This window comes from Clostridium bornimense, from assembly GCF_018917145.1.
Lineage (GTDB): Bacteria > Bacillota > Clostridia > Clostridiales > Clostridiaceae > Clostridium_AN > Clostridium_AN bornimense_A.
On record NZ_JAHLOD010000048.1, the window covers coordinates 1 to 25,764 of the forward strand.

At 26.1% G+C, this 25,764-nt stretch carries 29 protein-coding genes; 21 read left to right on the forward strand and 8 right to left on the reverse strand.

Annotation, left to right across the window (positions count from 1 at the left end):
• Nucleotides 1-117: 117 nt before the first annotated feature.
• From KQI30_RS13700 to KQI30_RS13715, 4 genes are all read right to left on the reverse strand, one after another.
• Entirely contained in the window at nt 118-1,269 is a 1,152-nt protein-coding gene (locus KQI30_RS13700; protein ID WP_216463910.1) for a hypothetical protein, read from the reverse strand.
• 17 nt (nt 1,270-1,286) lie between these two features.
• Entirely contained in the window at nt 1,287-2,723 is a 1,437-nt protein-coding gene (locus KQI30_RS17610) for a tetratricopeptide repeat-containing diguanylate cyclase (protein ID WP_216463911.1), read from the reverse strand.
• 144 nt (nt 2,724-2,867) lie between these two features.
• Nucleotides 2,868-4,301 carry a GGDEF domain-containing protein gene (locus KQI30_RS17615; RefSeq protein WP_216463912.1) on the reverse strand — a complete coding sequence of 478 codons (1,434 nt, stop codon included), beginning with the start codon at nt 4,299-4,301 and terminating at the stop codon, nt 2,868-2,870.
• A 177-nt stretch (nt 4,302-4,478) separates the two neighbouring features.
• Nucleotides 4,479-4,634 (reverse strand): ATP-binding cassette domain-containing protein, encoded by a 156-nt coding sequence (locus KQI30_RS13715; protein WP_216463913.1) that lies wholly within the window; start codon nt 4,632-4,634, stop codon nt 4,479-4,481.
• A 119-nt stretch (nt 4,635-4,753) separates the two neighbouring features.
• Between KQI30_RS13715 and KQI30_RS13720 the strand changes: the two genes are divergently transcribed.
• Nucleotides 4,754-5,302, forward strand: coding sequence for a methyltransferase domain-containing protein (locus KQI30_RS13720; RefSeq protein ID WP_216463937.1), 549 nt, complete (start codon nt 4,754-4,756; stop codon nt 5,300-5,302).
• Nucleotides 5,236-6,087, forward strand: coding sequence for a right-handed parallel beta-helix repeat-containing protein (locus KQI30_RS13725; RefSeq protein ID WP_253287511.1), 852 nt, complete (start codon nt 5,236-5,238; stop codon nt 6,085-6,087). Before KQI30_RS13720 ends, KQI30_RS13725 begins: the two co-directional genes overlap by 67 nt.
• A gap of 163 nt (nt 6,088-6,250) precedes the next feature.
• Here KQI30_RS13725 and KQI30_RS13730 read toward each other — a convergent pair whose 3' ends face one another.
• The gene (locus KQI30_RS13730) at nt 6,251-6,940 is read right to left on the reverse strand and encodes a YoaK family protein (RefSeq protein WP_367397861.1); all 690 of its coding nucleotides are present in this window, start codon (nt 6,938-6,940) and stop codon (nt 6,251-6,253) included.
• Between the two features lie 244 nt (nt 6,941-7,184).
• On the opposite strand from KQI30_RS13730, the gene KQI30_RS13735 reads away from it, so the two are divergent.
• On the forward strand, nt 7,185-7,346 hold the full coding sequence (locus KQI30_RS13735) for a hypothetical protein (protein ID WP_216463914.1): 162 nt from the start codon (nt 7,185-7,187) through the stop codon (nt 7,344-7,346).
• A 146-nt stretch (nt 7,347-7,492) separates the two neighbouring features.
• Entirely contained in the window at nt 7,493-8,203 is a 711-nt protein-coding gene (locus tag KQI30_RS13740; RefSeq protein WP_216463915.1) for a gamma-glutamyl-gamma-aminobutyrate hydrolase family protein, read from the forward strand.
• Between the two features lie 52 nt (nt 8,204-8,255).
• Here the strand turns inward: KQI30_RS13740 and KQI30_RS13745 are convergent, their stop codons facing one another.
• Nucleotides 8,256-8,615, reverse strand: a complete 360-nt coding sequence (locus KQI30_RS13745; protein ID WP_216463916.1) for a hypothetical protein — start codon at nt 8,613-8,615, stop codon at nt 8,256-8,258.
• Between the two features lie 506 nt (nt 8,616-9,121).
• On the opposite strand from KQI30_RS13745, the gene KQI30_RS13750 reads away from it, so the two are divergent.
• Together KQI30_RS13750 and KQI30_RS13755 are read left to right on the forward strand one after the other, a co-directional pair.
• On the forward strand, nt 9,122-10,288 hold the full coding sequence (locus tag KQI30_RS13750; protein WP_253287512.1) for an MFS transporter: 1,167 nt from the start codon (nt 9,122-9,124) through the stop codon (nt 10,286-10,288).
• Between the two features lie 333 nt (nt 10,289-10,621).
• Nucleotides 10,622-11,077: a methylated-DNA--[protein]-cysteine S-methyltransferase gene (locus KQI30_RS13755; protein ID WP_216463917.1), complete on the forward strand. Its 456-nt coding sequence runs from the start codon at nt 10,622-10,624 to the stop codon at nt 11,075-11,077.
• Nucleotides 11,078-11,226: 149 nt separating this feature from the next.
• Here the strand turns inward: KQI30_RS13755 and KQI30_RS17620 are convergent, their stop codons facing one another.
• Together KQI30_RS17620 and KQI30_RS13765 are read right to left on the reverse strand one after the other, a co-directional pair.
• Nucleotides 11,227-11,337 (reverse strand): IS3 family transposase, encoded by a 111-nt coding sequence (locus KQI30_RS17620; RefSeq protein ID WP_216463936.1) that lies wholly within the window; start codon nt 11,335-11,337, stop codon nt 11,227-11,229.
• 140 nt (nt 11,338-11,477) lie between these two features.
• Nucleotides 11,478-12,077, reverse strand: coding sequence for a helix-turn-helix domain-containing protein (locus KQI30_RS13765; protein ID WP_216463918.1), 600 nt, complete (start codon nt 12,075-12,077; stop codon nt 11,478-11,480).
• A 329-nt stretch (nt 12,078-12,406) separates the two neighbouring features.
• Between KQI30_RS13765 and KQI30_RS13770 the strand changes: the two genes are divergently transcribed.
• The 15 genes from KQI30_RS13770 (at nt 12,407) to KQI30_RS13840 (ending at nt 25,599) form a co-directional block, all read left to right on the forward strand.
• Nucleotides 12,407-12,643 (forward strand): acyl carrier protein, encoded by a 237-nt coding sequence (locus KQI30_RS13770; protein ID WP_216463919.1) that lies wholly within the window; start codon nt 12,407-12,409, stop codon nt 12,641-12,643.
• A 26-nt stretch (nt 12,644-12,669) separates the two neighbouring features.
• Nucleotides 12,670-13,680 (forward strand): BtrH N-terminal domain-containing protein, encoded by a 1,011-nt coding sequence (locus tag KQI30_RS13775; protein ID WP_216463920.1) that lies wholly within the window; start codon nt 12,670-12,672, stop codon nt 13,678-13,680.
• 14 nt (nt 13,681-13,694) lie between these two features.
• Nucleotides 13,695-14,108: a VOC family protein gene (locus KQI30_RS13780; RefSeq protein WP_216463921.1), complete on the forward strand. Its 414-nt coding sequence runs from the start codon at nt 13,695-13,697 to the stop codon at nt 14,106-14,108.
• Nucleotides 14,109-14,118: 10 nt separating this feature from the next.
• Nucleotides 14,119-14,376, forward strand: a complete 258-nt coding sequence (locus KQI30_RS13785; RefSeq protein WP_216463922.1) for an acyl carrier protein — start codon at nt 14,119-14,121, stop codon at nt 14,374-14,376.
• A 13-nt stretch (nt 14,377-14,389) separates the two neighbouring features.
• Complete coding sequence (locus tag KQI30_RS13790; RefSeq protein WP_216463923.1) at nt 14,390-15,544, forward strand: radical SAM protein; 1,155 nt, start codon at nt 14,390-14,392, stop codon at nt 15,542-15,544.
• The gene (locus tag KQI30_RS13795) at nt 15,528-17,645 is read left to right on the forward strand and encodes an amino acid adenylation domain-containing protein (RefSeq protein ID WP_216463924.1); all 2,118 of its coding nucleotides are present in this window, start codon (nt 15,528-15,530) and stop codon (nt 17,643-17,645) included. The genes KQI30_RS13790 and KQI30_RS13795 overlap by 17 nt, the downstream gene beginning before the upstream one ends.
• 14 nt (nt 17,646-17,659) lie before the next feature.
• Nucleotides 17,660-18,799: a glycosyltransferase gene (locus tag KQI30_RS13800; protein ID WP_216463925.1), complete on the forward strand. Its 1,140-nt coding sequence runs from the start codon at nt 17,660-17,662 to the stop codon at nt 18,797-18,799.
• A gap of 16 nt (nt 18,800-18,815) precedes the next feature.
• Nucleotides 18,816-20,264, forward strand: coding sequence for a tryptophanase (locus KQI30_RS13805; RefSeq protein WP_216463926.1), 1,449 nt, complete (start codon nt 18,816-18,818; stop codon nt 20,262-20,264).
• A gap of 66 nt (nt 20,265-20,330) precedes the next feature.
• Entirely contained in the window at nt 20,331-21,119 is a 789-nt protein-coding gene (locus KQI30_RS13810; protein ID WP_216463927.1) for an ABC transporter permease, read from the forward strand.
• On the forward strand, nt 21,100-22,110 hold the full coding sequence (locus KQI30_RS13815) for an ABC transporter ATP-binding protein (RefSeq protein ID WP_216463928.1): 1,011 nt from the start codon (nt 21,100-21,102) through the stop codon (nt 22,108-22,110). The genes KQI30_RS13810 and KQI30_RS13815 overlap by 20 nt, the downstream gene beginning before the upstream one ends.
• A gap of 22 nt (nt 22,111-22,132) precedes the next feature.
• Complete coding sequence (locus tag KQI30_RS13820; protein ID WP_216463929.1) at nt 22,133-22,930, forward strand: ABC transporter permease; 798 nt, start codon at nt 22,133-22,135, stop codon at nt 22,928-22,930.
• The gene (locus KQI30_RS13825) at nt 22,927-23,904 is read left to right on the forward strand and encodes a hypothetical protein (protein WP_216463930.1); all 978 of its coding nucleotides are present in this window, start codon (nt 22,927-22,929) and stop codon (nt 23,902-23,904) included. The genes KQI30_RS13820 and KQI30_RS13825 overlap by 4 nt, the downstream gene beginning before the upstream one ends.
• Nucleotides 23,905-23,933: 29 nt before the next feature.
• On the forward strand, nt 23,934-24,560 hold the full coding sequence (locus KQI30_RS13830; RefSeq protein WP_216463931.1) for a DNA-3-methyladenine glycosylase I: 627 nt from the start codon (nt 23,934-23,936) through the stop codon (nt 24,558-24,560).
• A gap of 316 nt (nt 24,561-24,876) precedes the next feature.
• Nucleotides 24,877-25,038 carry a hypothetical protein gene (locus KQI30_RS13835; protein ID WP_216463932.1) on the forward strand — a complete coding sequence of 54 codons (162 nt, stop codon included), beginning with the start codon at nt 24,877-24,879 and terminating at the stop codon, nt 25,036-25,038.
• Between the two features lie 3 nt (nt 25,039-25,041).
• Nucleotides 25,042-25,599 carry an IS66 family transposase gene (locus KQI30_RS13840; RefSeq protein WP_367397862.1) on the forward strand — a complete coding sequence of 186 codons (558 nt, stop codon included), beginning with the start codon at nt 25,042-25,044 and terminating at the stop codon, nt 25,597-25,599.
• The last annotated feature ends 165 nt before the right edge of the window (nt 25,600-25,764 follow it).

The window sequence follows — 25,764 nt, forward strand, 5'->3', positions numbered from 1 at the left end:
CATTAAAGGTCTTTTTGTCATGCTTAAATTTAAATTATTTCTTTAATTTACTACCTTAAATTTTCAAAATGGTAGTGTTTTTTGTTATATTATTTTTTCATAGCAAACTTTACACTATCAAAAATAAAGTTTCTTTTTCATTATAACGGTGAAAGTATCCTCTTTTTTTAAAAGACTAGTACAATAAGTTATTGCTTTTTTGTAATCATCTAGATTGCTGTAGATTTCACATAGCGTAGTTTTAAGATCAAATTCATGACCAAACAATCTATGATTGATTTCAAGGTCATTATATAAATCCTCACATTCTAAAGCATATTCCAAAGCAATTTTAAAGTTATTATTGTAAAGCTCTATTCTAGATTTAAAGTATAGTAAAACAATGTTGACATTCTTAGCTAATATAGGCGAAATTGAACTCAAGTTATTTACAATGAAAGTTATGCCATCTTCAGCTTTGGAAATTCTTTTTTCTTCTAAATAAGCTCTAGTAAGTTCAAGAAAAATTAAAACCTTTATTTCCATGTTTATGGAATCATATTTATCTTCTAATATTATTGGCTCTAAAATTCTAATTACATCTTTAGCTTTTATTATGTAAGTCATATAGAACTTTGAAATATATAAATTTATTATAGTTTCTTCATTTAGCATATTATATTTTAATGCAAGATTAAGAGCTTTTTCGCAGTAAGTAAGCCCTTTAGATATATCTTTAAGAACATATATTTTAAGAAAGCTTAGAGCCATAAATATACGGACTACATATTTCTCTTGTGAATCTATCAGCATATCATTAATTTCATTCATGTAAGATTGAACAGATAAAAGTGGGTGTTTTAAAAGGTATGCCGTTTCTATCTTTTCAAGATATACAAATGATTTAATTTTACATGAATCAATATTTTTAGAATATTTTATAGCAGTAGAAGAGAAGTGTTCGACTAAAGAAGAATTATTATAGCATGATAATAAAGATAATTTAGAATAAATCCTAGCTAACCAGACCTCATCATCTATTTCTTTTGCCAATTCTAATGCTTTAGTAAAGAAACTAATACTACAGTCTATTTGAAGTTTTAATTTATTTATTAATCCAAGCAAATAGTTAATCTTTATATTTACTTGGATATTGTCTAGTTTATTTTCTTTTAATAAAGAAGTTGTTTCATGGTCTATCGTGTTTAGAAGTTGATTACTAATAAAACGTATATTATGAAATTCTAAGTCATCTATAATGTTATCTATATCATTTAGGAATTTTTCCATAAAAATATCTCCTGTTACTATTTTTTAATATCATTACTATGTATATATCTATTACGTCCTTGTTTCTTAGCTGTATATAATGCTTCATCAGCGGATTTAATCGCAGCCCAAAATTCAGAATTAGAAACAATTGGAGCAGTTTCTATTCCGACACTTATTGTTATTCTATCACTTGCTTCTGAATATTCATGTGGGATATTTTCATTTCTTATTTTTTTGATAAGGTTATCTATTAAGGTAATAGATTCCTCATATGAAGTATTATTCATAATAATGATAAATTCTTCGCCACCATAACGTATAGGTATATAATTATTTGTATTAAATAAGTCAAAAATTGTTTTTCCAACTTTTTTTAATATTTTATCACCTTTAAGATGACCATAGTTATCATTATATTTTTTGAAAAAGTCCACATCTATCATAGCTATAGATTTTTCAGAATCATTAACGTTAGAAGTATTAATTAAAGTATCTAAAAATCTTCTGTTGTATAATCCCGTTAAAGAATCTCTATTATATTTATTAGAGATTTTATCTCGCATAAGATTTAGTTTATATAAATGATTTTCCTTGTTATAAATGCCGTATTGGCGTATTAATATATCTGAATACTGATTAATTTGAGCAGTATATCTTTTTTCACTTTTTTGTATATATTCCTTAATAAATTTCACTGAGTTTTTTAAATCACCTTGACGTTTATAGTCATTTGATAATAGCATATATAAATCAAGAGAAGAAGATTCAACATCTATTTTTGAAATATATTTTAAGGAATTTAAATTTAATTCATGAGCCTTATCATATTGTTTAAGTTTACTATACATGGTGGATGCCATTCTGTTTAGCTCTACCATGAGGATAGGTTTTTCACTATCTGGAATAAAGGACTCGCAGTAGGTTTTACAATTTTCTATATGGATGAATGCATCATCAAAAGAATCCTTCCTTGAAAATGAAATGAAATCAGCTTTAATTATGTTATAGATAAAATGAGTAAATTCTTCTTCAGAATCTTTATTTTTTTGGTATAATGATTCAAAGTATTCCATATAAATAGATGCTTTATCAATATCATTGAGACGAATATAACAACTTATTAGATTAAAAAGTAATTTATATTTTATCATTTTATCTAGCTTGCTGAACTTAGATGTTATTAATGGCTCAAGGTAACTTATTGTTTTTTCATCATCACCGATTTTATTGTAACATCCGCCTATAGTAATTCTAATTTTAATTTCTTCTGTCAAGTTTGTTGTATTCAATATTGATTTTAAAGCTATTTCGCCATAAATTAGAGCAGCTAATGGATTGTTGTATTCATACAAGAAAGTTGACATAGCATCACTTGCAATGATAGCTCTTGTTTCATCATCAACTGAATTTCTAATTTTTTTGTTGTAGTTATTAATTATTGTAAGTAAGGTATCTTCAAATTTATTTGACACTTATGACCTCCATTAAAGATTTTTGTATAACAGTTTTATATTCGAAATTATTTTAGAAATCTTGAGAAAGTTGTAGATATAATTATTTAAATTCGACAAATATTATAGATAGAATAATGAAGGTAAGTAATGATATTAATACTACTATTTAATATCATTACTATGAATATATCTATTACGTCCTTGCCTTTTAGCTGTATACAATGCCGTATCAGCAGCTTTAATTGCTGCCCAAAATTCAGAGCTAGAAACAATGGTAGTAGTTTTTATTCCCACACTTATTGTTACTCTATCACTTGCTTCTGAATATTCATGGGGGATATTTTCAGCCCTTATTTTTTTGATAAGATTATTTATTAAAGTGGTAGATTCTTCATATGAGGTGTTATTCATAATAATAAGAAATTCTTCCCCACCATAACGTATAGGGATATAATTACTTGTATTAAATAAACTGGAGATTATTTCTCCAACCCTTTGTAGGATTTCATCACCTTTAAGATGACCATAATTATCATTATATTTTTTGAAAAAGTCCACATCAATCATGGCTATAGATTTTTCCGAATCATTTACATTAGAAGTATTAATTATAGTATCTAAAAATCTTCTGTTGTATAATCCCGTTAAGGAATCTTTATTATATTTATTAGAAATTTTATCTCGCATAAGATTTAGTTTATACAAGTGATTTTCTTTGTTATAAATACCGTATTGACGTATTAATATATCTGAATATTGATTAATTTGATCAGTATATCTCTTTTCACTTTTTAGTATATATTCTTTAATAAATTTTACTGAAGTTTTTAAATCACCTTGACGTTTATAATCATTAGATAATAGCATATATAAATCTAAAGAAGAAGCTTCAGTATTCACTTTTGATATATACTTTAAAGTATCTAAATGTAATTTGTGAGCCTTTTCATATTTTTTTTGTTTGCTATATATGGTAGTTTCAATTCTATTTAATTCAACTATAAGAATATTTTTTTCAATGTATGGAGTATAGTTTTCGCAATAATCTCTGCAGTATTTTATATGTGTTAGTGCTTCATCAAATGAACCTTTTCCTGAAAATGAAATAAAATCTGCTTTAATTATATGAAAGAGAAAGTGAATAATTTCTTCTTCAGAATCTTTGTTTTTGTTATATAGAGATTCAAAATATTCCATATAAATAGATGCTTTTTTAATATTGTTAAAACGAATATAACTACTTGTCAAATTGAATAGTACTTTATATTTTGTGTTTTTATCCAATTTAGTAAATTTTGATGTTATTAAAGGTTCGAGGTAGCTTATTGCTTTTGCATCATCACCAATTCTATTGTAGCAACCTGAAATATTAATTCTAATCTGTATCTCCTTAAGTGTATTTGTAGTATTTAATATTGATTTTAAAGCGATTTCACCATAAATAAGAGAAGCTAATGGATTATTATATTCATATAAAAAAGTTTCCATAGCATCGTTAGCAATTATAGCTTTTGTTTCATCATCAACAGAATTTCTAATTTTTTTATTATAATTATTAATAATTGTAAGTAATGTATCTTCAAATTTATTTGACACGTATAGCCTCCATTAAAATTGTATAATAGTTTTATATTCGATTTTATCTTGAAAATCTTGAGCAAATGGAAAGTATAATTTTCGAACTATGAATACATTAACAATATATTACTTAATAAAATATTAGTTGGAACTAATATTTTATTAACGCTTTTTTATAACTTATAGCAGAAGTTGTTAAATTATCCCTAGAATCATATTAATTGTAGTAGATTTACCTGCCCCATTAGGACCTACAAAAGCCACTATGCTACCGTCCGCAAAAGTAAGATTTAATCTATCTATTACCATTAAATTACCATATTTTTTTGTTACATTGTTTATACCAATCATATACATCACTCTTTTTACATAAAACTATATAATTGTAAATCATAAAATAACTATAATTAACAAATAATATAAATTTAGGAGATAATGTTATGGTAGATTGAAATTCAAAGCAGTACTTAATGTTTAAAAGTCAACGGACACAGCTAGCAATTGATTTAGTTAATCGTATTACTATTGATAATCCTAAAAAGGTTCTTGATATTGGATGTGGTCCAGGGAATAGCACTAATGTTTTAGCGCAAAGGTTTAAAGGTTCATATATTTTAGGAATTGATAATTCTTCAAATATGATTGAAACGGTTAAAAATCAATATTCTAATATTGATTTTAATATTTGTGATGCAAGTAAAAAATTATCAGGTTTTGATAAAGATTTTGATATTGTTTTTTCTAATGCTTGTATTCAATGGATATCAAACCACTATAAGCTTTTAAAGGATATGATGCAATTAATAAAACCAGGGGGAATACTTGCAGTACAAATACCAATGAATTATAAGGAACCGATTCAGAAAATAATTAATCAAGTTTCAAGTAGTGAAAAATGGAGATCAGAGTTTAGTAGTAATAGAATTTTTTATAATCTTACACAAAGCGAGTATTGGATTTATTATCTGAAATATCATCAGAATTTTCTATATGGCAAACTACATACTGTCATATTTTAAAATCTCATGAGGATATCAATGGTGCAAAAATAGATTTTTCCAATACAGCATCTGGTGGTAGAGGTATTACAATAACAGGTAAAAATAATACTATAAAGGATCTAGAAATATATAAAGCTAAAGATAAAGGTATATATGTAGATGGTGGAAACTATAATAGGTTTGAAAATTTAAATATTCATAATAATGAAGATACAGGATTACAAATATCAAATGGTGGTTCAAATAATTATATGTATAATTGTTATTCTCATCATAATTATGATTCAAATGGAGAAAATCCAGATGGATTTGCAGTTAAACTTCATTCTGGTGAAGGAAATGTTTTTGAAAAATGTAAAGCAGAATACAATGTAGATGATGGGTGGGATTTTTATGCTGCACATGGTGCGGTAACATTAATAGATTGTGAATCAAACTACAATGGTGAAGTAAATGGAATAAAAGGTGATGGTAATGGCTTTAAACTTGGCGGTGTAGATAATAAGGAATCAGGTAAATCAGCTCATCTTGATCCATTAAATCATATATTAATAAATTGTTCTGCAAAAGGCAATAAAAAGAATGGATTTGATAGAAATAATCAAAGTGGTGTTGTAACAATGAAAAATTGTGTTGCTGATAGTAATGAGGGTAAAAATTATAATTGGCCACTAAAAGGTAAACCATCAGCATTAGGATATGAAGTTACTTTTGAAAAGGCTATTATAGAAGATTGTACTTCAAAAAATGGAAGCAATAATATAACAGGAGCAACATTAAAGGGAAAATGCACTGGTTTCTAAATTAATTCTTTTTAGTCGCTTATATTAGTCAATAGATGAATTACTTTGATTTATAACAAAAGGAAGTGTCACTTTGGCAATTTAATTTGTCAATGCGACACTTCTTTTGTGTATAACAATGGTAGATAAATAATATTTATATATTATTAGAAAAATCAAAGTGTTATTTGGATGATGGTTGTCTAGTTATCATTATTATTAAAACTATTGATAGTGTTATGCAACAACTAATAATAGATTTTTCTTTAAATATTGGTATTAATATAGTGCTAATAAAGGCACCTAAACAAAATGATAAAATTATTATAAAGTACACAATACAGTTCTCTATAAACTCTTTGTCTTTTGTACGCATATATTTATGGAAATGTTCACCGGCAGAACGTAAATTACCTGTACACATAGTAGTGGCATAAGGCATACCTACAGTTCTCCTAAAACTATTTACTTGAAGAGAGCAAACAAAAGATATTATTATATTTACAAAACCGTTTGGCAAAGATAATGGTAAAAATCCAACAATTAATAGAGTTATTATTTCAACAACTATTACAATATGTGTACATTCAATTGTTTCGTAATCAGTTAAATGATATTTTATAAATTCTGTTATTAAAATTCCTAAAAAGAATGCTATAATTGGAATTAAACAATAAAAAGATTTTGAAAAATTCTTTTTTGCAAGATTCATAGCAACAAGAACTAAATTTCCTGTTTGAGCATTGGCAAATACTCCACCGTGAAGGAGGTATGTATATGCATCTAAGAATCCACCAACTAAGGCCAGTAGAATACCAATTTCTATAGCCTCATCTACAGGCATATTTTCTGATATATTTTTTTCTTTTGACACGTGAAGTCGTTACTGAAAACTTATAAAAGCCTTTTTATAATGTTACTTGTTTTGCAGTAACTATCTCCTTTCTTATTTTATTGGATATTCTAATAACATCCTACGTTGTAACTTACGTTTATCTATAAAAAAATTATTGCACGAAATCATGTTAGTGTCAAATATTGTGTATAAATAGAAAAATAAGTTTATAGCTGATTAATAGTATTGAGATTTGTCAATAATCAAGTATAGAGGTGATTTGATGTTATCGAAGCTATTATTAGTATTTATACTATTCTTTGCTTTAACTATTTTTTTAATTATTATATCTATAATTAAGATATATCAAAGTGTAAGAGAAGAAAAAGAAGAAGCATTAATTAGAGAAAAGGAATTTGTTGATTCAATAAAAAAGGCAAAATGAATATAAAAAACGAAAATGGTCATTATATAGGACCATTTTTTCTTTAAAAAGTTAAAAAAGTTAAGAAATTAGGAGATTTTAAATATATAGGAGGAAGTTAATATATAATAGTTATAAAAATTGATATGTGCAAAGGGGGAATTATTTTGAAAGTTAAGATAGGGGTAACACCATTATTTAAGGCGGATAAAAAAATATGGTGGATGGTTCCAGGATATATGGAAGCTATTTTAAAAGTAGGAGGAATTCCTGTTATGATTCCACTTACTGATGATAAAATTGTTTTAGATGAAGTTTTTAATGATGTAGATGGCTTACTATTTACGGGGGGACAAGACATAAATCCACATTTATATCATGAAGAGAAAAGTGAAAAATGTGGTTATCAATGCAATATAAGAGATAATCAAGAGGTTTATCTTATGAAAAAGGCTTTACAGTTAGATAAACCTTTATTAGGAATCTGCAGGGGAGTTCAACTATTGAATGTGGTTACAGGTGGAACGTTATATCAAGATATAGAATCTGAGTTTAATAGAGAAATAAAGTTAGTACATAAACAACAATATCCATACAATAGAGGTACTCATGAAGTAAATATAAAAAAAGAGACTATGCTATATGATGTATTAGGAAAAGAAAAGATAATGGTAAATAGTCTTCATCATCAAGGGATAAAAACTGTTGGTAGGGATGTTATTGTTAATGCAGTAGCAGCTGATGGCCTTATTGAAGGAATAGAAATACCTAGAGTAAAATTTGCAATGGCAGTACAGTGGCATCCTGAATTTATGTTTTATGAAGATAAGTTTCAAGAAAAACTCTTTTCTTTGCTTGTAAAAAGTTGTACTAATTAATTTTGCTTATTACAAAGTATAGGGTTAGAAGTTTATAAAATTATTTCTAACCCTAAGAATTATGCTTAATTAACACTATTTCGTTGTTTATTTCTCTTATCTTACCATTGTGTAAAAATCTTTGAGGTTTTTCATTTGCATATATATCATATTGATCTTCTAGTTGGTACTTTAAAATATCTAAAGTAAGAGCAGATAAAATGCCGATATCTTCATTTGCAACTTTAAAGCCCATCTTAGCTGTAACATTCTCGTTAGTTAATAGTGCTTTTAGTTCATCTATATAGTCGCAGTAGTATATATTATCACTTTCCTTAACCTCATAGATAAAACCCTGTATATATCCCCTAAGAATTGTCATAAGTGTATTAAATTCTTTTGAGGTTTTTTGAAAATCTAAATCAACATCCATATCGTTCACCACCTTACCAATATTATACTATAAATTTTTGAATTTTCTAATTATTATCTATATAATTCATAGAAAATTTTTTGTTGTGACATAAATATGACATAATTAATTGATATAATGATTATGTAGTAGTTAATAAAAGTTAATTTTTTTCAAATCATTTTCCTTTTTAGAAAGAGAATGGCCACATATGTCATTCTCTTTTGTTTTGTATAAATTAACCGTGTAAATATTGATAAAAGTGTAAAATCATGATATTATCAGTGTATATTTTAAAAGAGAGGAGGACAATTTTATGAATGGCTTAGGTTATATACCTGTTTGCAGTTGTAGTTCGGTTACAAAAAATGGAACTTCATCATATCTACGGGACTACTGCGCCCTTTTTTAAGGAAGTCATCATAAAAAGGTCCTTTTATATATGCAGTAGCTCCTGTAAAGAACATATCTAAATAAAGATATGTTCTTTTTGCGTGTAAAAAATAAAAAAAGACAGGAGTAAAAAAATGAATAATAAATTTAAAAGAAATGTAAAAATTGATTATATATATTGTTTTATGAAAAATTTTGATATATCTAGCGCTATATGGGTATTATATATGGTTTATAAAGGATTACCATTATGGCAAATAGGTATTGTAGAAGGAATATTTCATATAGCAAGTTTCTTATTTGAGGTACCATCTGGAGCTTTAGCAGATTTATTTGGTAGAAAGAATGTTATAATTGTAGGTCGTTTATGTAGTGCGATATCGGCAGTAATAAACTTATTTGCTAATAATCTTTTGGGGTTTGCAATAGGATTTACTATATCTGCGCTAAGTTATAATTTGAATTCAGGTTCTGAAGAAGCGTTAGTTTACGATAGTCTTAAAAAGATTGGGGATGAAAAAAGCTATCTTAAAGTTAATAGTAGATTGAATTTGATCATAGAGATTTCTCAAGGATTAGCTACTTTTATAGGTGGGATACTAGCAGAATATTCTTATGTATATTGTTACATTACTGTTATTATCATATCGTTATTATCAATGATTCCAGCAGTATTATTTAAGGAAGTTCCAATGGATAAGGAAGGTAGTAGGGATAAAGTATCAATAAAGAAACATTTTAAGGTTTGTTATGACATTATAAAAGATAATAAAGAAATATTAAAAATTTTAATATATTTTCCAGTTGTATTTACTTTTGATACTATAGTGTTTTTTTATGGACAACAATATTTTTCAGAATTAGGTCTAAATAAGATTGAAATAAGTCTTGTTATGTTGTTTAGCGGTCTATTTTCTTGTGTTGGTTCGATTACTTGTGAGAAAGTGATTACAGTATTTAAGGAAAATACAAAATATATAATATCGATCTTAATGGGCGTAAGTATAGTAATGATAAGTAGCAAAAATATAGTAATATCGATAATATTTTTTGCAATAATGAATTACGCTAATTCTGTATTATATCCTATACAGTCTGCATCATTAAACAAGTTAATACCATCAGAACAAAGGGCTACTATTATTTCAATAGATAGTATGATATTTTCATTTACAATGGTTTGTTTGTTTCCAGTGTGTGGGCTATTAGGGGATATGTTTAATTTACATATTACATTTTTTATACTTGGTATACTACAAGTACTATTAATACTATTGTTGATAAATAGAAAGAACAAATAAAAGTTAATTATTGGTAGTGTGGTATTTTATAGATAAGACTAAATGGTTGCTATTTACTGTTACTTTAAAAGGTGATGTCATGTATAACATCTAAATTAAAAGTTGCACTTCAATGTAGCTTGATATATATTCGTGTAGGATGATAAGATATAGTTAAAGTTTATATTAGCCTCTGTTCTAGTTAAGTCGTGGTATAGAAATCTATAACTTTTATTATCGTCAGTTATATTGGCGGATTGTTAGTTACCATATTTTATGGACTGAGAAAGATTAATATCAATTTAGAATTGTGCTTTATGAACTTATTATAAAGAATATGTTAGGGTGATAAAGTTGAAAAATAGATATCATTATGAAGTACCAATAGGTAGAATTTGTATAGAAGATGATGGAGAAGCGATTATAGGTTTGTATTTAGATGATATGTCAATAGATGATTGTGAAAAAGAGACTGAATTAATAAAAGAAACATATAATCAGCTAAATGAATATTTTGAGAAAAAGAGGAGAAAATTTGATATTCCTATAAAGTTACATGGTACAGAGTTTCAAAATAAAGTATGGAATGCTTTATGTACTATTCCGTATGGTGAGACATGTACATATAAAGATATAGCAACTAAGATCGGAAATACCAAAGCCGTCAGGGCAGTTGGCGGTGCAAATAACAAAAATCCCATTATGATAATTGTTCCGTGTCACAGAGTAATTGGAGCAGATGGAAGCTTAGTAGGTTTCGGGGCAGGAGTTGAAGTTAAAAAATATCTTTTGAATTTAGAAGGGGTTTAAAGATATGATAAATTACTATATTTTATATATGAAGTGATAGAAATATAATGTCAAAAGTATAAAATGAGATGAACTGCTCCCTGTCAAGTAGACAGTTGAAAAAATAAAAACATTGTATATAGCTAATCACTTTTGTGGTTAGCTATATTTTATGCTACAGACTCTAATAAATATTTTCTATATTCTAATGAAGTCATAGATTTGAGACGTTTTTGATATCTACAATTATTGTAATAATCTATATACTCTATCAGAAAGATCTAGAACTGCACTTAAATATGCTTTTTTCCCAATACCATACTTCATTTCCGTTACATCTGTGAGCCACTTTTCACCGAATTTATCTGCATAGAAATCTCTATTTAGAATATTATCAGCTACAGTTTCAGGTGTAGATTTTTTATAAGTTTTTCGCTTTTACTTTTTCTATTTCAGACATTTCATCGGCAAGCTTTCGCTTTCCACGTTTATCTAATAATGCTTCAATGCCATTGGCTTCATATTTCTTAATCCAACTATATATTTGTTGATATGATATTTGAAATTTTTCTGCTGTTTTAGTGTAATTTTTATCATTTTCTATACAATACTTTACAATCTCAATACGTTCATTATAAGTTGTAGTTCTATCTTTAGTCATAATTGCTGTCCCCCCAGCTCCAGAAGATTTTAGGCTATTATGACTATTATACATTGAAATCCATCTTTGTAGTTGCGTTTTTGAAAGTATTTTATATTTTGCACAAATTTCATCTTGAGAATATAAATTTGACAAATAAGCTTCTACTGATTGTAATTTCAATTCTTTAGAATAGCCCTTATATCCTTCCATCGTAAAGGCTTCCGCGCCTATACTATTGTAGTTACGAATCCATTGACGAAAAGATTCTAATGCAATCCCCAGCATAGATGAAAAATGACTCATACTATTTTTACTTTTTAGATATTCCTCAACATATTTAACTTTTTCTTCTGCACTAAAATTACGTTTTTTATACATAAAAAATACTCCCTCTTATGGTAGACGTTTTTATTATTTTATGTGTCTACCATAAGGGGAGCATATCAAAACTAACTTTTTAGTTAGTTTTACAACAGGCCCTTAATTCTATCTCTAATGTTTTTGGATAACCTCACAAAAATATAATCTAATACAAAAATTATATATTTTGACAAATAAGAAAAAAGGCGGTAAAATACAAAAGAAGAAATGGATTAGCACAAAACAGATAAAAATTACTATATTATATGCTTATTTGCTTTTAAGTACTGAAATGTAAATTTATTTTAGTATAATACTATCTATAAATGAAAAGAAAGGGGATTGTTATGGAAGATATTAAAATTAATGTTATAAAGATTTTTAATGAAGTGTGTCCATTTTTAGAAGGTAATATTGAGAATACAAAATTATCTGAACTTGGAATTAATTCGATTAACTTTGTAAAAATTGTAGTAATGTTAGAAAAATTTTTTCATTTTGAATTCAAAGATGAAGATTTGAATTATGAAAAGTTTGACTATGTATCATCTATATGTAAATATATTCAAGATAGTTTAAATTAAAAATATAATTGAGGGGTTAGAAATAAGTGAATAAAATATGTTATGATATAAAACCGTTTACAGATGTATGGGTTAAAGATTGCTATCATATGTCTATGCTACCAGGTATAATATATACTATTGGAAATGCTGACTGCGTTTTGTTTAATCAATATTTCAAATATGCTCTATATGAAGATTCAATTGTATTTCAAAATTATGATTATAAAAATGTTTATGAAATTTTAAAATCAAATAACGTAAAGGTATTACCTATAGAAAAAGTAAAAAATATACATAGATTTATAAGTGAAAAATTACAAAGTGGTAATGTTATTATAATAGGAATTGATAATTATTATGAAAATATAAGAAGAGATTTCTATAAAAAAAAGCATAGTGGTCACTCTATATTAATCATAGGAGTTGATTATTTAAATAAGCGATATAAAATTATTGAACAGCCTTTTTTTTATAGTATTAATTATCAATATTATGAAATTGAATTTGAGTATCTAGAGAAATCATATAAATCGTTTCTTAAAAATAAAGATGATAACTATTTTTTTTATAATAAATTGACTGATACAACTAGAATCAATGGGGCAATACCATCTATTTGCACTATCGATGTAAAAGCTTTGAAAAGACAAGCTCTTAATGAAGTAATTAGAAAGCATTATAAAGAAGAATTAGCATCTAAACAACAGGAGATAATAGATTCTTTATGTATGATACAAAAGTTTAGAGACAATTTTGAAAGAATATATGAAGAATGCAAAAATGAAAGTCGTTATAGTTTAGACATTATTAAAAATTTAAATGGTACTATTAATAATAAAATTTTAGAAATATATTTGTTAAAGTTAGTTGAACCGATAGAAGATGAAATGGACAAGATATCAAAAAATGTAATAAGTAGATGGAGTGAGATAAGAACAATTTTATCAAAATATATGTTTAGTAATGAATACAATGCAAAACATATGGAAAATGGCTTATGTATTTTACAACAAATATATAATGAGGAAAGTTATTTTTATAACAATATTTGTTAAAGAGAAGGTATATTATGGAACAATCATATAATCTGCACCACATTGGATGTGCAGTCAGGGATATTGAGAAAGCGAAAAAATATTATATTGATTTTTTAGGATATAATTTATGTGGCACTATTGAGGAAAATGAAATTAATTTGAAAGCTTGTTTTTTGTGGAAAGACAATCATTATCTCGAACTTGTCGAAAGTATTGATAAGTCAAAGAAATCTATAATTGATAAAGTAGTACGAATATTGGGAGGTGGTGTATATCATCAATGTTATGAAGTTGAAAATTTGAAAATGGCAATAAGAGAATTTGAAGAAAAAGGTTTTGTTAGATATCAACGAAAATTTAATGAAAATCAATATATGAGATATATATACATGATAACTCCAGACAATTATCTGATAGAATTATTAGAAAAATTAAAAGAGTTTTGAGGGTGATAAAATGAATGAACTAATAAAAAGGATTGAGGATGTAATAAGAGAGAATACAATTTATGATTCAAAGACAAAAATAAATTTGGAAGATGAATTTGTAGGAGATTTGGGATTCGATTCAATAAAATTTATGGGATTATTCTATAGTTTGGAAGAAGAATTTAATATACCGATTATCAGTAGTAATGAAAATTATATATTTTTTTCAGTTGTTACAGTTAAAGATCTTGTAGATATTCTAAAAAAAGTTATTTATAAAGAATGAAGAGGTGATTAATATGTTAAATAATGAAGAACTATCATTGAATAATAAAATCATAAAAAAGTATATTCATAGTTATCAAAAAAGGCATTATTTTAAAAATGATACACCAATGAGCATATCTTTCTTAATAACTAATAGATGTAATTTAAGATGTAAGCATTGTTTTAACAATAAAACCGTTAAAACAATGGATAAATCAGAAAAGGAACTAACTCTAGATGAATATAAGATCATAGCAGAAAGTATGGGATTTGTTGCTTCAGGATTATTCTGTGGAGGAGAACCATTTATTCGTAATGATGTAGCTGAGATTGTAAATATTTTTAGAGATAAATGTAATATGCAATTTACAAGTACAACGACAAATGGAATTCTTACAGATAGTATAATTGATCAAACAGAAAGAATAGTATCAAATGATAAAAGAAAACGTTTTGTGTTAAATTTTTCGCTCGAGGGATTTGAAAGTGAGCATGATATAACAAGAGGAGATGGTGTTTATAAAAAATGTATTGCATCTATTAAGGAAGCAAATAAATTAAAAAAGAAATATTCCAATTTACAAATTGGTATTGTAACTACAATGACTACAATTAATGAAAATATTGTTAGTGATTTTTTTGATTATATAAGTGAGGAATTAGAACCTAATGTAATATCATTATTAAAAGTTCGCCAATCACCTAGAGCAGGAGAACAATTAAAAAATATTAATATTAACAATTATATAAAAGCAAAAGAAAAGTTAAATAAATTATTTATTAAAGGTAAAAATGGTAACGTCAATAGCACTGTAGCATACTATCCATTAACTTTTTATGATATTGTAGAGAAATCATTAGTTACTGACAAACGAGAATTTTATTGTTATGCGGGTACACATGGTGCTTATATTGATTATAACGGATATGTAAATCCATGTGAGATAATAGGAGATTCTATGTGTTCTAATGAACCATTGAGTATGGGAAATTTGAGAGATTATAATTTAGATTTTCTAAAGCTTTGGAATAGTGAAAGAGCGAGGATGGTACGGAGTAGGATTAATAGACACATTTGTTGTGAAAAATGTACTCATGAGACAGAAGGAATTCTTCCATCAATTTATTTTGAACCTAATGCATTTATGTGGGAAGAAAGGATGAGAAAGATTGTGCAACAATGTTAAGATAATTAATTTTGAGAATGAATTCATGTCATTTCCATTACCATATGATAGTCTAAATGATAGAAGTGGAGAATATGAAACTGAATTATTAGATCTAAAAAAAAGTACAAAAAGTAAGTTAAAATTAATATCAAATTTTTATATTTTATTATATCGATATTGCTATAAAACTGCATTTTCAATGACTATTATTAATGAACAAACTAATGCTCAATTTTATATAAATAATGAGAACGCTACATATGAAATTATTGAATCTGAAATTAATAATAATATAAATAACAGTGAAAATAATGTTTGTGATAAAGGTGTTAAGGTTTTAGTTGTAGTAAATAAAGATTTAGAAGAATATGAAAATGAGTTTTTAAATGCAGTTATTATATTAAATATTAAATATAGTAATGAAGAAGTTGTAAATAGTGAGATTTTATATAGAAAGTCGTTATTTAAAAAGTCAACGATAGAACGAATGAAGGAAAATCTTTATTATTTGATCGAACAGACAAATAAAGATAAGTTAACCAATATAAACATGTATGATGTGGTATCAATTTCAGAAAAACAAGCGTTGAATCAATTTAACTATAAGGATAAGAATTGGAATACACATGAAACATATATGGATTACTTTTACAATCATGTAGATGAATATGGTGATAAAGATGCTTTAGTAGAAGGTAATACTAAGCTTAACTATAAGCAATTAAATAATATAAGTAATTATTATGCAAAAAGTATTTTTGAAACAAAGTCTGACTATATAGGGATTTATTTCAAATCTGATATAGCAACAGCAATTGGTATACTTTCAATTTTAAAAGCAGGAAAAATAATTGTAGCAATTAATCCAACATATCCTCCGAAACGTGTAAGTTATATAGTAAAATCTCTCAAAATTAGTACCATATTAACATGCGATGAGACTTTTAATGTAATAAAAGATAATAATATAGTGGAAGAAGTAATTCTAATTAATCTAGATTCAAGATTAAACCAAAGTTATGAAAATATTCACAATGTAGTTGATGTAAAAGATTTGTGTTATATAATTTTTACATCTGGAACAACCGGAGAACCTAAAGGGGTAAAAATCATGCATGAAAATATCATGATTGAATTAAATTTTTTTCGAGACTATTTTAATATAGATACATCTTTAAGAGCATTACATATTTTAAATTATAGTTTTGATTTTGGATTATACGATATATTATCAAGTATATTGTATGGTGGATGTTTATACTCTATTGACAATAAGAAGATGAAAAGTTTTAAAGATTACATCATATTTATTAATGACAATAATATCAATTTTATTAATACTACACCATCATTCTTTAATATTTTATCAAGTTTTAAAATTAAGTTACCTTCATTAAAACATGTACATTTAGGAGGAGAAAAAGTTACGTATCAAATGGTTCATAATTATGTAAAAATAGTCGATAAATCATGTAATATTTATAATGGATACGGTCCATGTGAATGTACAGTTGGAAGTAATATTTATAATATACCAGAGAGTGAAAAGTATAGTAGTGATAATGATTTGATAAGTGTACCTATAGGATCTCCAACTGATAATAGTCTAATTTATGTTATGGATGATAACTTAATGGATGTTCCAATTAATGCATTAGGTGAATTGTTTATATCTGGCGAGAGTTTGGGATTGGGGTATATAGATGAAAAAAGAAATGAAGGAAAGTTTATTAATGTTCCGAAGAAACAAAATAAGCGTATGTACAGGACAGGAGATCTAGTAAGATGGCTACCTTCTGGTGATATTGAATTTATAGGAAGAATTGATAATCAAGTAAAGATTAATGGATTTCGCATTGAGTTATCAGAAATAGATAGCATTCTAACTAGAAATAAGGACATAATAGATGCTAAAACGGTAAGTAAGAATGTTAATGGAAATAATATTTTAATCTCCTATATTCTTACAACAGGTGATATAGATTGTACATGTATTAAGGAATATTTAATGAAATATGTCCCATATTATATGGTGCCAACTAAAATTGTAAAAGTTCGAGAGTTTCCATATCTTGCCAGTGGAAAGATAGATGTAGAAAAATTAAGATATATACAATGATTGAAGGTGTAAATATGTCAATAGGAATTTTGGCGACTCAAACAGGAAATGGACATATAAGTGTTATGAATTCATTAAAATGTGAGTTTGAGAAACAAGGATATAATGAAATAGAATGTTTTCCTACATTTTATGAAGATCTTATGGTAAGTAATAAAATATTAAGTAATTTTTATAATTTTTTAATGGTCAACTCAATACCATTATGTGAAAAATATTGTGAATTTACATATCTTACAAGACCAGATTTATCTCCTGACTTTTATGAAGGTGTAAGAGATAATATTATTAAATTTATAAAAATACACAATTTTGATACGATTATTTCTGTTTCACATACTATAAATCATTGTATTGTTAGAATTCTTAAAGAGTTAAAATTAGAGAATAAGATAAAATTTTACATTGTAATTACTGATCCATATGAACCGATTACCGAAGGATTTGCAGTTGAAGGCGCAACAAAATATTATTGTGCCAATGAAGTGGTAAAAGGTGTTTTATTAAAATCTAATATTGAAGAGGATAAAATAAGAGTATGTGGATATCCAATTAATAATAAATTTAATAATATTAGAAAATCTAAAATGGAAATTATTAAAGAGTTAAATTTTAATTATGATAAAAAAATTGTATTAATAAATAGTGGATCTCAGGGAATTTTTTATTATTATGATTTTTTGAAATTGATAACAAAAGAATTACCAGATCTGCAGGTAATTTTCATTAGTGGAAAGAATTCAATTTTATATCAACAGTGTAGTAGATTTGTGAATAAATTTAATTTAAAGAATAGAGTTAAAATATTTGATTTCGTAGAAAATTTGCAAGAGTATATTTTTGCTAGTGATATAGTAATTACAAAAGCAGGTGCGAATTCTTTTTATGAAGTATTAAATATGTATAAGCCAATTATCATAGATGCAGTAAATGGATTTTTATTTCAAGAAAAAGGAGTAAAAAAATTTATTGATAAATATAAGATAGGGGAAATATTAGAAAATACACAGCATATAATTCAGACAATCACTGATATGTTTGAAGAAAAAAGATATACACAGTATGTAGAAAATATACAGAAACTAAATATAAAAAATGGATGTAAAAACATAGTATCAGATATATGTAAAAATATCAATGATACACATTTTTAGTAAAGAAGGTAATTATATGGAGAATATAAAATTTTATACACAAGAAAATATTCCTTTGGAGATGCATAGGGCAAGAATAGTACAAAAAATAAATTTAATTCCAATTGAAGAAAGGTTAAAAAGAATTACAGAAGCAGGGAATAACACATTTTTACTATATAATCAAGATATATATCTTGATTTACTTACAGATAGCGGAGTTAATGCTATGAGTGATGAAATGCAAGCAGCAATGCTAGTTGCAGATGATAGTTATGCTGGTTCAAAAACATATTTAAAAATGGCTGATAAATTAAAAGAGTTATTTAAAATGGAATATTTTCTTCCTGCACATCAAGGAAGAGCTTGTGAAAATATATTAATAACATGTTTTGTAAAACCAGGTAATGTTGTTCCAATGAATATTCGTTTTGATTCTATAAAAGATTTTATTGCAAGAGCTGGAGCTACATTTGTTGAAGTAATGTCCGATGAAGCAGTGGTTGTTAATAGTGATAATCTTTTTAAAGGCAATTTTGATTTAGAGAAGTTAAGAAGTGTTATTGAAAAAGAAACAAACGAAAATATTCCATTTGTAAGAATTGAAGCAGGGTCAAATTTAATAGGAGGACAACCTATTTCTTTAGAAAATATTAGAGAAGTATCTAAAATTTGTAAGGATAATGATATTTTAGTTGTATTAGATGCAAGTTTATTACAAGATAATCTTTATTTTATAAAACAACGTGAAGAGCAATGTAAAAATATGAGCATTAGAGAAATTACAAAGGAGATTGCAGATACAGTTGATATTATATATTTTTCAGGAAGAAAATTAGGTTTTGCACGTGGAGGTGGCATATGTATACGTGATAGGAAAATATTTTTATTAATGCAAAGATATATTCCAATGTTTGAAGGATTTGTTACGTACGGAGGAATGTCAGTAAAAGAAATGGAAGCTCTTACAGTTGGGTTAGAAGAAACAATGGATGAAAATGTAATTTCACAAGGACCAATTTTTATTGAATTTATGGCAAAAGAATTAGAAAAATATAAGATACCTATAATTAAACCAGCAGGAGGATTAGGTGTACATATTGATGCAAAAGCATTTTTACCACATGTTAAGATGGAAGAATATCCGGCCGGAGCACTTGCAGTGGCACTATACATATGTAGCGGTGTAAGATGTATGGAAAGAGGAACTATATCTGAACAACCCAATGAAGATGGGAGTGAAAATTTTCCTCAACTAGAACTTGTTAGAATTGCGTTACCTAGAAGAGTATACTCATTATCACATATCAAATATACAATAGATAGATTAAAGTGGTTGTATGATAATAGAGAATTAATAGAAGGTCTTCGATTTACAGAACAACCAGAAGCATTAAGATTTTATTTTGGACGTCTCGAACCAGTTTCTAATTGGCAAAATCGATTAGTAAGCAAATTTAGAGAAGATTTTGGAGATAGTTTATAAGAGGTGCATAAAATAAAATTTAAAAAAGGAGGATAGATTTAAATAAAATTATTTAGATTGACATGTATGAAGAGATATTTTGAAATAATAAAATCATATTTTAAGTATTCTTTAATGATGGAGATGGAATATAAGTTTAATTTCTTTTTTGGTGGAATATTTGAATTGGTATGGTTGGTCATGTACATTATTTTTATCGATGTTATTTTTTTAGGATCCAGTAATATAGGAGGATGGAGTAAATATCAAGTATTACTCCTTACTTTTCAAGGAGGGTTAACCGATGCACTTGTTACATTCTCTGTTGTTCCTGGATTATCTCAGATACCTGAATTTGTTAATACAGGAAAATTGGATTTTGTATTGTTGAAACCACTTAATACTAGATTTCATTTATCTTTAAGAAATTTTTCATTAAGTCAAATAAAAAACATAATTATTAATATTTTTGGAATTATATATTGTATTATAAAGTTAAAATTACCGGTAACACCCAAACTTGTTATAGGATATATCATTTTGACGATTTCAGGAATTGTTATTATTTATAGTATCATGTTTGTACTTATGACATTTTCTTTTTGGATTATTAAGATGGATATAGTAATGGGAGTTTGTGCAGAACTAATAACTGTTGGTAATAAGCCATACACAATATATCCTAAAATATTTCAGAAAATTATAACATATGGCTTGCCAATATTAGTTGCATTTAATTATCCAATACTTTTCCTATGTGGAAATAAATTCAGAAATTTGATAATAGTATCTGCAATCATTTCTATAATTTGGTTTATATTGGCGAATATTATATTAAAGAGGGGATTAAGAAAATATGTTAGTACAGGATGTTAAGGAACAGTACGTTATAAAAGCAACTGATTTATGTAAATCATATAGATATTATGAAAAGGAGGAAGGTGTAAGAGGTAGTATTAAGAATTTATTTTTTCGTAAATATTTATATAAAGAAGCAGTTAAAAAATTAAATATTGATATAAAGCAAGGAGAAATAGTAGGACTTATCGGTTTAAATGGTGCAGGGAAAAGTACAACATTGAAAATGCTTTCAGGATTAGTAAAACCTACAAGTGGGAATGTAGAAGTTTTATGCTTTGATCCTTTTAGTAAAAAAAAAGAATTTTTAAGTCAGATTAGTATGGTGATGGGTAATAAAAGTCAATTATGGTGGGATCTACCGGCGATCGAATCTTTTAATCTTAATTGTAAAATTTATAATATTCCTTATGAAAAATTTCAAAAAAATTTAGAGGAAATGTCAAAATTATTAAATGTTACCGAGTTATTACATACACAAGTCAGAAGACTTTCATTAGGTGAACGTATGAAAATGGAGATCATTGCAGCTCTTTTACATGAACCTAGAATTGTATTTCTAGATGAACCTACTATTGGATTAGACGTTATTTCTCAATATAAAATAAGAGAATTTCTTAAAGAATATAATGTAAGACATAATTCTACTATGATTATAACTAGTCATAATTTTGATGATATTATTTCATTATGTGATAATCTTTTGATATTAAATAGTGGAGAAATTATTTTTGATGATACATTTGCTAATTTTTCAAAACGCTTTTCAAATGAAAAAATTGTAACAATAAAAGTTAAGCATAATTCTAAGTTATTAGCAGTATTAAAAGATAAATACAAAGATAGAGCGAAACTAGTAGATGAAAGTACAATACAATTTCATATTAATGATTCAGAAATCTCAAGTTTATTATTGTTTTTAAATGAAAATAATATTAACAATGTAGAAGATATACAAATAGAGAATATTAGCATGGATGAAATTGTACGAAATATATATGAAAAATAATTTATAAACTAGGAGAGATACAATGAAGAAAGTAAGTGCTTATTTTAAAGTTGCTAATTTAAGTTTCCAAAATCAGATGGAATATAAAATGAATTTCCTTTTATCATTCGCATTTAAATTAATACCTTTTGTTATAAATATCTTAGTATGGTTAGCAGTTACATCTGCTGGAAGCTTTTCTATGACTCAGAGTGAAATTATAACATATTATGCTATAAGTCTGATTACGTCGAATCTTATAATATGTTCTATTCAATATGAAGTTTCAGATGATATACGTAATGGTACAATTAATAAATATTTAATTAAACCGATTAGTTATTTTGGATTCCAGTTTATGAAAGACTTTTCTTCTAGAATTATATTTATTTTTTTAGGAATTATACCTGTAATACTAGTTCTTATAGCACTTCGGAATATGATAGTATTTCATTTTAATTTTATATTCCTTGTATTATATATAGTATCCTTAATTATAGGATATATTATAAATTTCTTATTATCATTTTTATTAAGTGAATTAAGCTTTTATTTTACAAACGTAAATGTATTTTTCTCAACTACAGATGTAATGAAGAATATAGTCTCAGGAGCAATATTTCCATTAGCATTATTACCTTTAGGAATTCAAAATATTCTTATGTATTTACCTTTTAGTTATATAGGATATTTTCCAACAGTAATTTTGTTGCATCAATTTACATTTGAAGAAACATTAATAAAACTATTTATTGGAGTAATATGGTGTTTATTATTAGCTATATTATGTAAAATGATATGGAGTAAAGGTATATCAAAATATTCATCATTTGGAGGATGATGAATTATTCTGAAATTGAGGTGATAGAGAGATATATGTATTATAGGATAAAGAATCTTAAATATATAAAAAATAAATTTAATTGTGGACATGAAACTATATACTGTGCATTGATGAATATGAATAAGATGAATATATCAATACCAGAACTATATTTTTCTTCCGATCCTAATTGTTCCGAAATGATTCATGACAAGGTAATTCTAGGTTATAACAATTTAGAGAAAGTTATTTCAAATATAAATAACAATATAACAGTAGATATTGTTAGAGTTATAATTAAAGATAAGAAGAGAGAAAAGGATAATATAATTGAACAGATAAGTAATAATAATATTATTGTACTCTATGTTACAGAAGCAATGTTATTTTATCATAATTATAGAGAGTCAAGATATCCATATCATATGGTAATAGCTGATGGATTTGATTTAAATAAAAACTTAATACATATTGTGGATTTATATGTTAAAGATGATTATGGTGTGAATATTCAAATGTTAGATATTGATTTTGATATAATAATGAAATATACGGTGGAGTATGAAATATTTAAGTATGATAAAGAAAAAGAAATTAATTTTATAAATGAAAATGTAGTTATTTCGAATTTAAAAAAAGCAAGTGAAAAATGTGAAGAAAGCCTATTATGTAAAATTAATAAATTATTTGAAATGCTTGAAACAAGTGATGTAGAAGAACGTATAAATAGTGTAGCTTCATTTAAATGGATAATAATGAAGGCTTATTTTATTAATATAAGTGATTATTTAAAATTAAAAAGGTTAGAGCAGTATGTGAGTTTAGTTGATGAGTTACAAAAGAAATGGGATATGCAACAACTTAAATATATAAAATGTTGCTATAAAAGTCCGGAGATAAATATTGCTAATAAACTAGGGATATTTCAGTTGATTGATGAAACTGTAGAAATGACTAAAATGGTGGTAAATGTACTAGAAAGTATGATATAAGATATTAAATTATATGTGAGGAGTAGAAAATGGATAGCATAGAAAAAAGACGTTGTAACTGGTGTGTAGATAATGATATTGTTCAAAAATATCATGATGAAGAATGGGGGATTCCTGTTCATGACGATAAAAAGCATTTTGAGTTTCTTTTACTTGAAGTAATGCAATGTGGATTGAATTGGACAATGATGTTGAAAAAGAGAGAAATTTTTAGAATGTGTTTTGATGATTTTGATTATAATAAAATAGCCTTATATGATGAAGCAAAAATTAATAAGATTATGAATGTTCCAGGGATGATAAAATCTATTAGAAAGATAAATGCAATAATAAATAATGCAAAGTTATTTATTAAAATTATTAATGAATATAAATCTTTTGATTCATATATTTGGAGTTTTTCAAATTATAAGACTTATGTATATAGAAGTCACTCATGTGGAAACATTCCTAGTAAAAATGAATTGTCAGATAAAGTATGTAAGGATATGAAGAAAAAAGGATTTAAATATTTAGGATCTATAACGATATATTCACATCTTCAAGCTTGTGGAATCATTAATGATCATGTTAGTGAATGTTGGATGTATGACTATATTATGAAAAATTATACGATGTATGAAGTTATAGAAAGTGATTGTATAAAAGTAAGGTAAGCGTCAAAAATTAAATACCTAGATAATAAAATCTCCAATTGATAAAATTAAGAAAATAATGTTAATAAAAGTCGACTTTACTATAATAGAAGAATTAAAGAAAAGGCTACGCCAGTATTTTATACTATAAAAATTAATGCGGAAGTAGCTGCCGTTAGAGAAGATATTGGAGTTTCATCTGAGGTGAAGATTTCAATTGGTAATATTAGCGTAGCTATTCAGGCATCTTAATTATTATTAAAAATAGATATACAAAAACCTTTGAGAATCCTTTATTTTCGGCGTTATATATATATAAATGTAAAAAGAGGTACTTATGAATCACGAAATTATTAGCAATGAACTTGATGAAAAAAGCCAAGTATTAATTGAAAAAGTTGAAGAAATGGAAAAAGAAATAGACTCTAAAAATAAGGAGATAGATTCTAAGAATAAAGAAATAGAAAATCTTAAAAATGAATTAGAGTTTTTAAAATGAATTATTTCAAATAAAAATAAGAAAATATTTGGAGCATCTAGTGAGAAAGTAGATGCTGATCAATTATGCTTTTTTAATGAAGCAGAAAAACATAGTGATTCAAAAGTGGAAGAACCTACGGTAGAAGAAATTACATATAAAAGAGCTAAGAAAAGTAATAATATTGGCAAGAGTTCTAAGTTTAAGAAATATATGTGGCTATATATGAGTGAAACTGATGCTAAACCGATAATCCTTTATGATTATCAAAATACTAGATCTAGCTCGTGTCCTAAAGATTTTCTTGGAGAATATAGAGGATATCTACAAACTGATGGATATTCCGGATACAACTCCATTAGCGAAGCTACTCGGCTATATTGCTTAGCTCACATAAGAAGAAAATTCTATGAAATAGTAGAAAATCTTGATAAAGAAGCCCTAAAAAAATCTCGTGGTGTAATAGGGTTTAATTATTGTGAGCAAATTTATAAACTTGAAAAAGAGCTTAGAGAAACATATTCTTCTAATGAAGATTATTATGATATTAGGTTTAATATAAGAGTAAGCGTCAAAAATTAAGTACCTAGATACTAAAATCTCCAATTGATAAAATTAAGGAAATAACATTTTATCAGGAGGTTAGGTATGTATAAAAAATTAAGTAATGATGAATGGAGAGAATATATAAATCGTTATTATGCTAGTGATGAAAATTTAACTGTAAAAGATTATTGTGAAGAAAAT